The sequence below is a fragment of the Gemmata obscuriglobus genome, assembly GCF_008065095.1.
GTDB classification, from domain to species: domain Bacteria; phylum Planctomycetota; class Planctomycetia; order Gemmatales; family Gemmataceae; genus Gemmata; species Gemmata obscuriglobus.
Genome location: NZ_CP042911.1, coordinates 4,720,446 through 4,734,493, shown reverse-complemented (window position 1 = coordinate 4,734,493; position 14,048 = coordinate 4,720,446). Strand labels below are relative to the sequence as shown.

At 66.6% G+C, this 14,048-nt stretch carries 8 protein-coding genes; 4 read left to right on the top strand and 4 right to left on the bottom strand.

Annotation, left to right across the window (positions count from 1 at the left end; translation table 11 throughout):
* Positions 1-12 precede the first annotated feature (12 nt).
* The 4 genes from GobsT_RS19580 to GobsT_RS19565 all read right to left on the bottom strand — a co-directional run bounded on the left by GobsT_RS19580 (position 13) and on the right by GobsT_RS19565 (position 5,451).
* Positions 13-399, bottom strand: a complete 387-nt coding sequence (locus tag GobsT_RS19580; protein WP_010037410.1) for a hypothetical protein — start codon at positions 397-399, stop codon at positions 13-15.
* A 238-nt stretch (positions 400-637) separates the two neighbouring features.
* A complete protein-coding gene (locus tag GobsT_RS19575) occupies positions 638-1,714 on the bottom strand; it encodes a calcium-binding protein (protein ID WP_050790240.1) in 1,077 nt (358 codons plus the stop codon).
* A 289-nt stretch (positions 1,715-2,003) separates the two neighbouring features.
* Positions 2,004-3,818, bottom strand: a complete 1,815-nt coding sequence (locus tag GobsT_RS19570) for an RNA polymerase sigma factor (protein ID WP_157506629.1) — start codon at positions 3,816-3,818, stop codon at positions 2,004-2,006.
* Between the two features lie 304 nt (positions 3,819-4,122).
* Positions 4,123-5,451, bottom strand: a complete 1,329-nt coding sequence (locus GobsT_RS19565; protein WP_010037398.1) for a nucleotide sugar dehydrogenase — start codon at positions 5,449-5,451, stop codon at positions 4,123-4,125.
* A 477-nt stretch (positions 5,452-5,928) separates the two neighbouring features.
* Here GobsT_RS19565 and GobsT_RS19560 point away from each other — a divergent pair, with 477 nt between their 5' ends.
* The 4 genes from GobsT_RS19560 to GobsT_RS19545 all read left to right on the top strand — a co-directional run bounded on the left by GobsT_RS19560 (position 5,929) and on the right by GobsT_RS19545 (position 13,031).
* Positions 5,929-7,374 carry a WD40 domain-containing protein gene (locus GobsT_RS19560; RefSeq protein WP_029600776.1) on the top strand — a complete coding sequence of 482 codons (1,446 nt, stop codon included), beginning with the start codon at positions 5,929-5,931 and terminating at the stop codon, positions 7,372-7,374.
* 37 nt (positions 7,375-7,411) lie between these two features.
* Positions 7,412-10,738: a DUF1549 domain-containing protein gene (locus GobsT_RS19555; RefSeq protein ID WP_010037390.1), complete on the top strand. Its 3,327-nt coding sequence runs from the start codon at positions 7,412-7,414 to the stop codon at positions 10,736-10,738.
* 153 nt (positions 10,739-10,891) lie between these two features.
* The gene (locus tag GobsT_RS19550; protein ID WP_010037389.1) at positions 10,892-11,971 is read left to right on the top strand and encodes a type IV pilus twitching motility protein PilT; all 1,080 of its coding nucleotides are present in this window, start codon (positions 10,892-10,894) and stop codon (positions 11,969-11,971) included.
* An 85-nt stretch (positions 11,972-12,056) separates the two neighbouring features.
* Complete coding sequence (locus tag GobsT_RS19545) at positions 12,057-13,031, top strand: histone deacetylase family protein (protein ID WP_010037388.1); 975 nt, start codon at positions 12,057-12,059, stop codon at positions 13,029-13,031.
* The last annotated feature ends 1,017 nt before the right edge of the window (positions 13,032-14,048 follow it).

Genomic DNA, 14,048 nt, shown 5'->3' with positions numbered 1-14,048 from the left:
ACTCCGGGCGGCTTACAGCACGCCGCGCTCTTTGGGATCGACGGCCAGGAGCCCCTTAAAGCTCTTCAGCACCTCGATCACCTTGAGGTAATCGTTGAAGTGTTCCATGAGCGGGTCCGGCACGTCGGTCCACACTTCGACGCGAGCCCCGGCGGCGACGTATGCCGCGGCCTCGTCGGGCTCGACGCCCGCGATGTGCCCGGCCAGCCCTTCGATCTCCTGAGCGACCCGTTCGTCGGCGGCGCGGGCCAGTGCGATCCACCAGTCCCCCCGGGCCACGTCAACGCGGTCGGCCGTTCGGTTGATGGTGAACCCCGGAAACGCCTGCGCGAGCCGCTGCTCGGCCTCGGCGACGGTGAAATCCGTATCGGGCTTCAGCAATCCGATCGCGCGGTACATGTGACACCCTGGAGCGAGTGGCGGGCGAGCCGTCCCTCAGCGAGTGTACCGCCTCGCGTGTCCCACGTACCGCTACGTCCGCGCTTTTCTCACTCACGATTCGACTGGTAATGCATGTTATTGTGGCACGGGCAGGAATGTCCGTGCCACAAAGGCATCAGCCCAAACCGGGCACGAGCAACTTAGCCGTGAATCAGGCGCGAACCGGTGGGCAGACCCGGGGGACGCCCCCGGCGCGTCACCCTCGTACCGTGGTTTCGGTGTCCTCGTCGTTCCCGTTCACCCCGTGCGGGAGGTAGAACTCGTCCACGCCCCAGAACGGGTCGTTGTACCCGCCGACCCGGATGTAGTCCGTCATGGCCCCGCCGTCGAGCGAGTCGCTCCCGTCCCCGCCGAACAGGTAGTCGCGGTCGTCGCCCCCGCTCAGCGCGTCGTTCCCCTTACCGCCGAACAGCCAGTCGTTCCCGGCCCCGCCGCTCAGCGTGTCGTTCCCCCACCCGCCGACCAGGGTGTCGTTGCCCGCCTCGCCGAACAACTGGTCGTTGCCGCCGCTGTCCAGGCTGACCCACTGGAGCTGGCCGTTCACCATCTGCTTCTGGGCGTGGTCGCCCCAGAGCTGGTCGTCACCCCCGCCGCCGCGGAGCGTGTCGTTACCCATGTTGCCGAGCAGAATGTCGGTGCCGCTGCCGCTGCTCACGAACACCCCGTTCGACCCCACCCGGTCGTCGCCCCACAGGTCGTCGTTCCCGTTGCCGCCGCTGATGAGGTCGTTCCCCAGGCCGCCGACGAGCAGCTCGTTGCCCGACCCGCCGGTCAGGGTGTCGTTCCCCGCCCCGCCGAGCAGTTGGTTCACCGCGGTGTTGGTGGCCACCACGGTCAGGGTGTCGTTCCCATCCCCGCCGTTGAGGGTGCCGCCGAACCGGGTGGCGTTGACCACCGTGTCGTTTCCGCCTCTGGCATTCACCTCGACGGTGATGGTGCTGCCGGGGGCGAAGTCGGGCGAGCCGCCCTGAAAGTTCCCGCCGCCGAGCACCACGTCCACCCCCACCGGCCGGGTCTCGCCGGCATTCGGGTCGCCGGGGTCGGCGTTGAGTAACCGCTCGGTCAGGTAGATCTGCTCGGCGGCGTTCGTGCCGTTCACCGTGAACGTGCCGACTTTGGTCTGCTCGTTGTAGTCGAATCGCCAGGTGATGCCGTTGGCGATGGTGCCGGTTGTGACCGAGAGCATGGTGCGGTCGCCCAGGTCCTCGAGACCGAGGTTGGCCCGGCGGGCGGTCGGGGCGGCGGCGAACAGGTTGCGGAGAGAGGTCATCATCGTCGTCACCGTGTGAAGTGTGTTGCGGCGGCTGCCGCGGGAACGACATCTGTTCGGTCCGACCGCCCCGGACCTAACAGCGACGGCCGAATTTTCCGAGCGGTGTCGGGCGGGCCGCGGGCGAGACGATCTCGGCCGGGCGTGCGCGCCTCGGGGAAATGAACAACGGGCGCCAGACAATGGCGCCCGAGCGTGAGAGGTCGTTCTTCGGTTGTGTCGGGTTGCTTCCGCCGACACCCGCGCGGTATCGGCCTTCTCCAAACGCATACCGGTTGCGTGGACGGATGGCTCACTGTGGCGCCGGTGCGCTCAGGTACAGCACCTGGACACGGCGCTTGTCTTTCCTGAATGTCAGACCGGTTTGTGCGGTCACAACGGGCAGCACCTTCTCGGGGTCGCGGTCGAGCGCCTCCTGCTCTTTCGTTGGGGTCCGGAAGGTGTGCTGGTGCCACGAAACGCGGAACTCGGTCGGGAGCGGCCCGTCCCACACCATCCGCGTGCCGAGGCGGTTTCCGACGGACCGCACCAGTGCCGCGGGCGTGCCGATGTCGAGTGACGTGTTGACCGTTTGCCAGTTCCGCGCCTTCGAGTTTTTGTTGTTGCCCCCGAAGTGGTCGTACTCCTTGTTCAACCCATCTTCAGCCGCGTAAAAGTCCAGTTCCTTTTTCGGCCGCCACTCGGGCGGCTTCGGCTTGAACGTCCCACCGACCACGAACACCGTCTGCTCTTCTTCTTTGAGGGTCAATCGGACGTCGAGTTTGCACTCGTCACGGAAGATGCGCTCGAGCTGGCGCACCACCTTTTCAATCGGCGCGCCCTTTCGGATCACGAAATCGCCGCTGACGGACCGTGTCACGCTCGTGTGATCTTTGCGGGACAGCAGTGGATGGTCGCTGGATTTCGGGTCGATCGCGATTTCGGGGTGCTCCCACTCGGTGACGTACGCCACCGTATCCCAGACGCTCAGCATTTTGCCGTCCCGTTCGCGCTCCGGGATATCACACAGACCCGGGGCCGACACGCTGGTTCGCGTCGTGACCCGGGCGCCATCGAAGTTGAGGAACAGGGCCAAAGTCAGTTGGTCGCGGTCCAATATCTCCCGCGCCTTGGCCTCGTCCTCGGGCGTTTGCTTCTCCGGATACCACACGCGGTACATGTACTCCTTGCGCTCGTCGACGTACGGCGGCGCGACCCGCTTGACGTACTCCCCGTCCTTCAGCGCGTACCGCTTGCGGAACGTCGCCAGCCACGCCGGTTCGGCTGACACGGGCGCGGCTCGGCGGACGACCAGCGTGTCGCCGGGCGGAGAACTCGGTGGGGCGCTCCGGTCGGTTGCGAGCAGCAGGCCGCCGACTGCCGCCGCGACGGCCAGTACGGCGGGCGCAGCCCGTTTCATGCTCAGAGACATCGTTTTCGTGACCTCCTGCGCGAGTTGGTGGATCGCCGATCCGCTTCCGTCGGCGACCCGTTTCGTCGTCGCCGCGGTCAGGGACGATGGCACCGACGCCAGCAGCCCGCCGAGCGCCAGCGGTACGCGGTGCCGGGCCAATCGCTCTGCCAGTCGCTTCCGGGCGGCGTCCAGACGGCTCGCCAGGGTGCCTTCGGGGATGCCGAGTTCGGCCGCCACTTCGGCCCGCGGTCGCTCCCGGATGAGACACTGCACGACCGGCTCGCGGAGCCGCTCGGGGAGCGCCGCCAGCTCCCGGTCCAGCCACTCGGCCGAGTCGTCCGGGGCCGGGTCGAACACGTGTTCCATACGGCCTTCGGCCGCCCGCCGCTCGTGCCGCCGGAGGCGCTCGAAGGTGGTGCGGGCCTTCTTCGCCACCCGCACGGCCACCTCGTACAGCCAGCCGCCCAGAGCCGGCCGCTGGGCGAGAGCGCCGGCCCGGTTTGCCAGAACGAGGAACACCGCCTGGAACGCGTCGTCGGCGTCGGCGCAGTTACCGAGGAGCCGGCGGCAGACGCCGTACACCATCGGCCCGTGGCGGTGGACCAGGGCGGTGAAGGCGGCCTCGTCGCGGTCGTGGACGAACCGTGCGAGTAGATCCCTGTCGGGCTGTACCGGGGCGAAGTTGGCGACCATTCGGGAAAGCGGAGCGTTCATATCGCAGGGCAGTGCCCGGTGGTGGGGGCCGGAGTCGGAAATTCCTGAACGATTTCCGATACCGTAGCCGCGATGGGTGAAGAGAGCCATCGGTTGGCGGTCGCCTGCGCAACAGTTCGGTACGCCGATGGTTAAGTCGAGCGGTGGTATCGGGAGCCGTGGCGTTCCGTGTGAGTGAGGCGGAACTGCGATCAGAAGTGGTGCGGAGAACGGACCGGACCCGAAACGCCGTGAGGTCAGCGCGTCGTAACGTGCTGACCTCATGGCGCCGGGCCGCGAGAACGGCCACGACCGAATTCGTCTGTCAGGCCCGTACGACCTTCTCGCGCCCGCTGCTCACGGTTTTGGTGGCGTTACGGGTGTCGATCACGAGTTTGCTGTGCTTCACGATGAAGTCGTAGTCGTAGGCGGTGTGATCGGTGGCGATCAGCACGCAGTCCTGCGCCGCGAGGTACTCGGGGGTGAGCGGCTGGCTCTGCATCGGCTCCAGGTGCGGCCAGTGCCGCATCCGCGGGAGAGACGGGATGTGCGGGTCGTTGTAGGTGACGCCCGCGCCCTTCTTCAGCAGCAGGTCGAGCAGCTCGAAGCTGGGCGACTCGCGCGGGTCATCGATGTCCTTCTTGTACGCCATCCCGAGCAGCGCGACCTTGCTCCCGCGGACCGCCTTCCCGGCGTCGTTGAGCGCGTCGGCCACCTTGGTAATCACGTACCCGGGCATCGCGGTGTTGACCTCGCCGGCCAGCTCGATGAACCGGGTGGTCATGCCGTGGTGCCGGGCGATCCAGCTCAGGTAGAACGGGTCGAGCGGGATGCAGTGCCCGCCCAGGCCGGGGCCGGGGTAGAAGGCCTGGAACCCGAACGGCTTCGTCTTCGCGGCGTCGATGACCTCCCACACGTCGATGCCCATGCGGTCGTAGAGCACCTTCATCTCGTTCACCAGCGCGATGTTGATTGCGCGGTAGGTGTTCTCCAGGATCTTGCACGCCTCGGCGACTTCGGGCGTCGAGACCCGGACCACTTTCGGCACGATCGCGGTGTACAGTGCGCAGGCCGCGTCGCCGCTGCCGTCGTCCAGCCCGCCGACCACCTTCGGGATGTGGCTGACGGAGTGGGTCGGGTTGCCCGGGTCCTCGCGCTCGGGGCTGAACGCCACGAAGAAGTCGGCGCCGGCCGTCAGCCCGGTCCGCTCCAGCACCGGGAGCATCACGTTCCGCGTGGTGCTCGGGTAGGTAGTGCTTTCGAGGATCACGAGTTGACCGGGGCGCAGCCGGCCGGCGATCGCGTTCGCGGAGTTCACCACGTAGGTGAGATCGGGCTCACGCGCCTCGGTGAGCGGGGTCGGGACGCAGATCAGGATCGCGTCCGGCTCGTCCAAACGCTCGAACCGGTCGGTGGCCTCGAACCCCTTACCGCGCATTTCCGCGACGGTTGTGTCCGGGATCTGCTTGATGAACGACTTGCCGGCGTTCAGCTTCTGAACCTTCGCCGTGTCGATATCGAAGCCGAGGACGCGGAACCCCGCGTTCGAGAACGCGCGGGCGAGGGGCAGCCCGACGTAGCCGAGCCCGATGATTCCGACCGTTGCGGTCTTATCCCCGATGCGCGCAAGCAAGCTCGAAAGTAGCGCCGACATGCGACCCCCATCCGTCCCTGGACCGGGCGAGATTCCGTTCCGCTCCCCCCACGGGTGGGATGTTCGCAAGTTCGGCCCGCGGGTGTCAAGGTGAACTCGGTCGTTCCGAATCGAGCCCGGTACCGGCGACCGCCCGGACCGCACGGTGGCTTGGTATCGATCATTCAATTATGAGATTTAATAAGCTGAAGCAGAACCTGTCAGGCGGCGCTAAAGAGTTTTGACAGGATTAACAGGATCAACACGATTAGAACATGAATACAAGGGGCGCGCGGGGCGCTTTGGACTTTGAATCCGGTCAATCCTGTTGATTCTGTCAAAAGCTCTTTAAAACCGCCCGTCGTCCGCCCCTCTGCGTGCGCGGATTCTCCAGAATCTGGAACTGGGCTGTTGCGTGCGTAATTGTTCCGTTGCTACACTGAGGCACCTGCCCACCAACCTCCGGCCCGTCAGGCCCTCCCGCCGAGGTTCGTCTTCATGCGGATGTTTTGCGCTCTTGTATTTGTCGCCCCACTTGCTGCGGCGCTCCCACTTACCGTACGCGCCGAAGAGCCGCCGAAGGTGAGCTATTACAAAGACGTGCGCCCCGTGTTCCAGCAGCACTGTAACGGGTGCCACCAGCCGGCCAAGCCGCTCGGTGGGTACGTCATGACCACCCACGCCGACCTCCTGAAGGCCGGCGAGCGCGAGAAGGTCGGCGTGGTCCCGGGCAAACCGGCACAGAGTTACCTCGTTGAACAGATTAAGGTACACAGCAACGGCAAAGCGGAGATGCCCAAGGGCCGTGACCCGCTCGGGGCCGCTCAGATCAAGCTCATTACCGACTGGATCGCGCAGGGGGCCGTTGACGACACGCCTGCCAGTGCGAAGGCTGCGGCTGTGGACGCGTCGAACCCGCCGAAGTACTCGGCCCCGCCGGTGGTGACCGCGGTCGCGTTCAGTCCCGACGGCGCGCAGCTCGCGGTCACTGGGTATCACGAGGTGCTGATTTACGACACCACAGAGCTCAAGCTGCGGTCGCGGCTGATCGGGATCTCGGAGCGGGTGCAGTCGCTCGCCTTCTCGCCGGACGGAAAGAAGCTCGCGGCGGTCGGCGGCGCGCCCGGGCGGTTCGGAGAAGTGCAGGTCTGGCGCCCCGGAGACGAGAAACTCCTGCTGTCGGCCCCGGTCACCTTCGACACGCTGTACGGCGTCAGTTGGTCTCCCGACGGCAAGACGCTGGCGTTCGGGTGCGCGGACAACACCGTCCGCGCGATCGATGCCGCCAGTGGTAAGCAGACCCTCCAGATGGGCACCCACTCGGACTGGGTGCTCGGCACGGTGTTCTCGCAGGACGGGGCGCACCTGATTTCGGTCGGCCGCGACATGAGCATGAAGCTGACCGAGGTGGAGACCCAGCGGTTCGTGGACAACGTCACCAGCATCACCCCCGGCGCGCTCAAGGGGGGGCTCATCACCGTCGACCGGCGCCCGGTGAAGGAGCGGCGGGTGACGAAGGTCCCGCAGGATGAGGGCGGCAAGTTCATCGAGAAGGTGTACGACGAGGTGGTCGTCGCCGGCGCGGACGGGCGGCCGCGGCTCTACAAGATCCACCGCGAGGTGAAGCGGCAGATCGGCGACGACGCCAACAAGATCCGCGAGTACGAGCCGCTGCCGGGCCGCGTGTCGGCCGTCGCCTTCAATTCAGACGGCTCGAAGTTCGCCGCGTGTAGCAGTTTGGACGGGAAGGGCGAGGTGCGCGTCTACGACTCCACCTCCGGCGCGAAAGTGGTGTGCGAGAAGGTCACCGGTCCGGTCTACACGGTCGCGTGGCAACCGGACGGCAAGCGGATCGCCTCCGCCGGGTTCGACGGCACCGTGTGGCTCCACGACCCCGCGACCGGCAAGCTCGTGAACAGCTTCGTCGCACTGCCCAACAAGTGAACGCAACCAAATCAAGAACGCCCTCCGAGACCTCCCCATGAAGCCCTTTCGATACGCCGCCGTTGTGCTCCTCCTCGCGCTCGGGCCGGCGGTCTTCGCACAGGAAAAGCTCCCGGACGGGGCGAAGGTCGTCAGACTCACCGCCCACCCCGCAAAGGTGCAACTCGCCGGACCGTTCTCGTACGCGCAGTTGCTCGTCACCGCCACGCTCGACGGTGGGGACGTGGTGGATGTCACCCGGATCGCGAAGGTGACCGCTCCGAAGGCCGCAACCGTCAGCCCGGCGGGACTGGTGCGTCCCGTGGCCGACGGCGCCGGGGAGATCGAAGTTGCCCTGGCTGGGCAAGCCGTCCGCGTCCCGCTCGCGGTCACGGGCACGGCGGAGGATAAACCGGTCAGCTTCGTCACGGACGTGCAGCCGGTGCTGAGTAAGCTCGGTTGCAACCAGGGCACCTGCCACGGCGCTCAGGCCGGCAAGAACGGCTTTAAACTGTCCCTCCGCGGCTACGACCCTGTTTACGACTACCGTGCCCTGACCGACGACCTTGAGGGCCGCCGGTTCAACCGCGCGGCGCCGGAAAAGAGCCTGATGCTGTTAAAGCCGGCCGGGGCCGTGCCGCACCAGGGCGGCGTCACGATGGCCGCCGGTGACCCGTACTACGAGGTCGTGCGCCGGTGGATCGCTCAGGGCGTGAAGCTCGACCTGGACGCCGTCCGGGTCCAGTCGCTCGAAATCTTCCCCAAGAACCCCATCATCGGCCGTATCGGTCAGAAGCAGCAGTTCGCCGCCGTCGCGACCTACACGGACGGGCGCGTTCGCGATGTGACCGCCGAGACGTTCGTTGAGAGCAGCAACACCGAGGTCGTCACGGTGGACCGGGCGGGGCTCGTGAGCACCGCGCGCCGCGGGGAGGCCACCATGCTGGCCCGTTACGAGGGCGTCTACGCCGCGAGCACTGTGGTCGTCATGGGCGACCGATCGGGGTTCGAGTGGAAGCAGCAGGCCGTTCACAACTACATCGACGATCTGGTCGATCAGAAGCTGAAGAAGGTCAAGGTTCAGGCCAGTGGGCTGACGGACGACGCCTCGTTCCTGCGCCGGGCGTACCTCGACCTGACCGGCCTCCCCCCGACGCCCGAACAGGTGCAGGCGTTCCTGGCGGACGCGCGCCCGCTGCGCGAGAAACGCGACGCGGTCATTGACGCACTGGTCGGGAGCGAGCCGTTCGTCGAGCACTGGGCCAACAAGTGGGCCGATTTGCTCATGGTGAATCGGAAGTTCCTCGGGGACGTGGGCGCGACCGCGTTCCGCAAGTGGATCCGCGACGCCGTCGCGGAGAACCGGCCCTACGACAGGTTCGCGTACCAGGTCGTCACCGCGAGCGGGTCGAACGTTGAGAACCCGCCCGCCGCGTATTACAAGACCCTTCGCGACGCCGACGCGGTGATGGAGAACACCACGCAACTGTTCCTGGCGGTGCGGTTCAACTGCAACAAGTGCCACGACCACCCGTTCGAGAAGTGGACCCAGGACCAGTACTACGGCCTCGCCGCGTACTTCGCGCAGGTGGGGCGCGCCGAGGACCCGAAGTTCAAGGGGCAGAAGATCGGCGGCACAGCGGTGGAGGGGGCGAAGCCGCTGGTGGAGGTCATCACCGACAAGAAGGGCGGTGAGATCAAGCACGAGCGCACCGGCGAGACCGCGAAACCGTACTTCCCGTACGCGGTCGCCGCGGAACTGCCGAAGGGGGGCGCGCGGCGCGAAGAGGTCGCGCGGTGGATCACCTCTCCGCACAACCAGTACTTCGCAAAGAGCTACGTCAACCGGATGTGGAGCTACCTGCTCGGCGTCGGGCTGATCGAGCCGATCGACGACATCCGCGCCGGGAACCCGCCCACGAACCCAGAACTGCTCGACGCCCTCACCGCGGACTTCATCCAGTCCGGGTTCGACACGCAGAAGCTCATCAAGACCATCTGCAAGAGCCGGACGTACCAGCTCTCGCTGGCCACGAACAAGTGGAACAAGGACGACGAGATCAACTACTCGCACGCGCTGGCGCGGCGCCTCCCCGCGGAAGTCCTGTTCGACGCGATCCACCGCGCGACCGGCTCGCAAGCGAAGTTGCCCGGGCTGCCCGCCGGCTCCCGCGCCGCGCAACTGGTGGACAGCAACGTGGAACTGCCCGGCGGGTTCCTGGAACTGTTCAACAAGCCGGTGCGGGAGAGCTCGTGCGAGTGCGAACGCGGCTCGGGGCTGAACCTCGGCCCGGTGCTCGCGATGGTCAGCGGCCCGGTGGTCGCGGAGGCGATCAAAGACCCCAACAGCCGGCTGAACCAGTTCGTGCAGTCCGAAAAGGACGACACGAAGGTGGTCGAACAGATCTTCCTGTCGGTGCTGAACCGACGCCCGACGGCGGGCGAACGGGCGGCGGCGCTGGACGCGCTCCGGGGCGCCGGCGGCTACCACGCCAAGATGCTGGCCGAGTACAAACCCAAGGCGGACGCGTTCAACGCGTACAAAGCTACCGTGGCCGCCAAACAGCAGGTTTGGGAGGAGGGGCTGCGGGCGCAGAAGCCGACCGCGTGGACCGCGCTTGATGTGCGCCGCGCGCGGGCGCAGGCGCCGGGCACGAAGCTCCAGCTCGGCAAGGACGGGTCGCTCCTCGCCACCGGAGCCGTGCCCGAAACGGATCTGTACACCGTGATCGGGCTGGTGGAAACCGATCGGCCGATTACTGCGTTGCGGCTCGAAGTTCTCCCGGACCCGACGCTGCCCGCGCGAGGCCCCGGGCGCGCCGAGAACGGCAACTTCGTGCTCAACGAGCTGCGGGTGACGTACCGGCTTCTGGACCAAATCGACAGCAATCCGGTGCCGCTGAAACTGACCGCGGCGGACCAGATCTTCGCCCAGAACGGCTTCCCGGCGGCGTTCGCCGTGGACAACAACCCGGCCACCGGGTGGGCCACTGCGGGGCGCCTCGGGCAGGACAATGCGGCGCTGTTCAAGTTCGACAAGCCGGTGAGCAGCCCGGTGGGGGCGCAGTTCACCGCCGTGCTGGACCAGCGGTACGGGAGCAAGCACGCGATCGGCAAGTTCCGGATCTCGGTGACCTCGGACCCGAACCCGAAGCTCCAGAGCCCGCTGAACCCGCAGCAGGTGACGCTGCTGGAAACGCCGGTCGAGAAGCGGACGCCGGCCCAGCAGGCGCAATTGCGACAGATGTATCTCGCCCAGGACAAGGAGTACGCGCGGCTCGCGGCCGAAGGGGCCAACGCCCCGCCGTCCGACCCGCGCGTGCTCGGCGCGCAGGACGTGGTGTGGGCGCTGGTGAACAGCCCCGCGTTCCTGTTCAACCACTGACGCGAAAGGCCATCGTCACCAGGGGAACCGACAACGGTGTCCCCTGGTGACACCGAACCGTTAATCGAGGGGCAACGACTCATCACTTGGAGCGCCGGCGCTTGCTATGATGCCGCGGTCGGAACCGAATCCGCACACGCTGGGGGACGGGGCATGGCGGCACGCATCGCGGACAAACTCCTTCAGTGGCTCGAATGGGCGGTGCAGGCCGGTGCCTCGGACCTCCACGTTGTCGCCGGGCACCCGCCCGTGATCCGACTGCACGGCGACCTGATCGAGTTGCCCGAAGCCCCGCTCACCGCGGCCGACACGGAACCGCTGTTGCTCTCGTCGTGCCCGGAAGATGTGGCCCAGCGGCTCCAGAACAGCAAGAACGCGGACTACTCGTTCGAGTGCGAACTCGGGGGCAAATCGACGCGGTTCCGCGCGACCCTGTTTCTGGCCGGCGGTGACACCGGTGGCTGCTTCCGACTCATCCCGGATGCGATTCCCGATCTCACATGGGCCGGGTTCCCGGCGGATCTGGCGGCCCGGCTCGTGGCGCTGCGCGACGGGCTCGTGATCGTCACCGGCGCGACCGGATCGGGCAAATCGACCACCTTGGCGATGCTGGTCAATCAGATCAATAAGGCGGGCGGGTACCGCATCATCACGGTGGAAGAGCCGGTCGAGTACCGGTTCCCACGTGAGCCCAACTCGGTCATCACCCAGCGCGAGGTCGGGGGCGACGTGCTCTCGTTCGCCGACGGGCTGAAGTACGGGTTGCGCCAGGACCCCGACGTGATTCTGGTGGGCGAGGTCCGCGACCGCGAGACCGCGCAAATGGCGCTGAGTGCCGCCGAAACGGGGCACCTCGTGTTCAGCACCCTCCACACCCGTGACGCGAAGGGCGCCATCACCCGGTTGCCGGACCTGTTCCCGCCGGACGCGCACTCCGGCGTGCGGTCGCAACTGGCGATGAGCCTCCGCGCGATCGTCAGTCAGCGGCTGCTGCCGAGCGTTCAGAAGAGCGAGAAGCGGCACCTCGCACTGGAGGTGCTGTGGAACACGCACCCGGTGGCGAGCGCGATCCGTCAGAACAAGGTGGAGAGCATCGACAACTGCATCCAGACCGGGCGCGAAGACGGCATGTGGACGTGCGACGAGTCGGTGCGGCTATTGTTCCGGATGGGCAAGATCACGCGGGCCGTCGCCGAGCAAAACGTCCGCGACGTGAGGTTCCTTCACCAGTGACAGCGTGACGGGTCCGGATCGGCGGAAGAACGGCGGGAACGGCCCCTGACCGGACGATCTCACCGGATCGTGCGAAGGTTCGCTGATGAAGTTGATTTATACTCGCCGGTACAACATCGGGTTCCTCGGGCTGGAGCGGTTGCACCCGTTCGACTCACGAAAGTACGGCCGGGCTTGGCGTGCCATCGGAAGTGTGGGGCGACTGCTGCGCGACCGCGCGTTGGTCGGTGTGCCCCGCCCGGTGTCGGTCGCCGAACTTTCGGTGACACACGACCCCTCATACCTCGCGCGACTCGGCGACCCGCGTGAACTCGCATGGGTGCTGGAACTGCCTTTCCTGCGCCGGCTGCCGGCGTGGGCCGTCTGGCGGGCGGTTCTACGACCGATGCGGTGGGCGGTGGCCGGGTCGCTTGTCGCCGCCCGCGAGGCGCTGACGCACGGCCTCGCGCTTAACCTGTCCGGGGGGTATCACCATGCACGGCCGAACGGCGGTGAGGGGTTTTGCGTCTTCAACGACATCGCACACCTGGTCCACGGGTTACGAACCGCCGGACGGCTCGCTCCTGACGACCGCGTGGTTTACGTCGATCTCGACGCGCACCAGGGGAACGGCGTTTGTCACCACTTCCGCTCCGATCCAAGGGTCTTCTTGTACGACGCCTTCAACCCACACATTTACCCCGCACACGACCAGGAAGCCCGGCGCCGGATCGACTGCGCCGTTCCGCTTCCGGATCACTGCACTGGGGGCGAGTACATGCGTCTGCTCAACCTGACGCTTCCGGGGTTTCTGGACTCGGTTTGTCGGTCCGGGCGGGTCGGACTGGCCGTTTACAACGCCGGAACCGACGTGTTCGCCGGTGACACGCTGGGCGGGTTGAACCTGACGGCCGCCGACGTTCTGGCTCGTGACCTGTACGTGATCGAACAACTGCGGGGCAGGGTCGTTCCCACCGTCATGTTGCTGAGCGGCGGCTACAGTCGCGAAAGCTACCGGTTGGTGGCGAACACAGCGGTCGAACTGCTGAGGCGATACCCGACCGGTCGGGGCGCGGGGTGAGGTGGTTGGATTGCGTGTCGCACCGGCACGAAACCCACAGCCGGGCGTGTGTGTCGTAACCCATTCGGCCGGCGTCAAGTCGCAGCGCTGTAACGGGGGTTACAGTCTCATGCCGGCGGCCACGAACTGGACACGCGACGGACAGCCGCTGGCCATAAGCTGCCGATTCGCTGGCGTGTTGCTACCGCCAAGCTGCTTCTGGTGGGCTGTGAGGAATGCCGGATGTGCCAATAACCGGGCCGGCAACCGCTCCGCGAACGGAAGGTGGGCACCGGCTCAAGTCTGAACGCCGTATCAGCAATCGGACGGTTCAGACGGGAGCACTTGCCTAAGTTCCGAACTGCGATGAAGCCGACGCACCTTCGCGGTCGATAAGTGTGACGGTTGTAGCAGTGGTTACGACATTGACCATTCGGACGGATGCGATGTTCCGAGCGGTTTCGGCGTGGATTTTGGGCGCTGCGTTCCTGGCGACCGTACCGGTCACCGGGTCCGGTCAATGTCCGTGTCACATCGCCCACGCGCTCGGGCTGCGGGTTCCCCACCTGGCCCCGGTCTCACCAGCAGAGCCGCACTGTAAGTGCTGCCTCACGGAGCATGATGCGCCGTCCGCGCCCGATTCGGAACCCCTCTCCCACGGGACCTGTAACGGCCCGTGTGAACACGGGGCACAGACGGGTACGGTCCCGACTGCACCGGAACGCTCCGACCCCGTGCGCGGAGAGGACGGCGCTGCCGGTCCGTTAGATGCGGTGCCCGCGGGGGCGCCGGCGGTTTGCTACACGGTCGTTGGTGAGCCGGTTCTGGGATCGCAGTCGGGTGCGCGTCTCATTCGCTATTCGTATGCCTTCCGCTGCTAGCCCTGCGCGCTGATCGGCTCGCATTTTCTCACACTTTGGAAGATTCGCGCGAGGGGCTGGTCATGCGGCTGTTCAACATCCGAACCGTTTGGCGACGAGCGGCACTGTACGCCGGCGGGGCGGCCGCGCTGGTTGCCGGTTGCGCGTCGCCCGATAG

Bases quoted from the DNA above. Each gene is read 5' to 3' on its own strand.
- GobsT_RS19580 (WP_010037410.1), bottom strand. From the start codon at position 399: ATGTACCGCGCGATCGGATTGCTGAAGCCCGATACGGATTTCACCGTC.
- GobsT_RS19575 (WP_050790240.1), bottom strand. From the start codon at position 1,714: ATGATGACCTCTCTCCGCAACCTGTTCGCCGCCGCCCCGACCGCCCGC.
- GobsT_RS19570 (WP_157506629.1), bottom strand. From the start codon at position 3,818: ATGAACGCTCCGCTTTCCCGAATGGTCGCCAACTTCGCCCCGGTACAG.
- GobsT_RS19565 (WP_010037398.1), bottom strand. From the start codon at position 5,451: ATGTCGGCGCTACTTTCGAGCTTGCTTGCGCGCATCGGGGATAAGACC.
- GobsT_RS19560 (WP_029600776.1), top strand. From the start codon at position 5,929: ATGCGGATGTTTTGCGCTCTTGTATTTGTCGCCCCACTTGCTGCGGCG.
- GobsT_RS19555 (WP_010037390.1), top strand. From the start codon at position 7,412: ATGAAGCCCTTTCGATACGCCGCCGTTGTGCTCCTCCTCGCGCTCGGG.
- GobsT_RS19550 (WP_010037389.1), top strand. From the start codon at position 10,892: ATGGCGGCACGCATCGCGGACAAACTCCTTCAGTGGCTCGAATGGGCG.
- GobsT_RS19545 (WP_010037388.1), top strand. From the start codon at position 12,057: ATGAAGTTGATTTATACTCGCCGGTACAACATCGGGTTCCTCGGGCTG.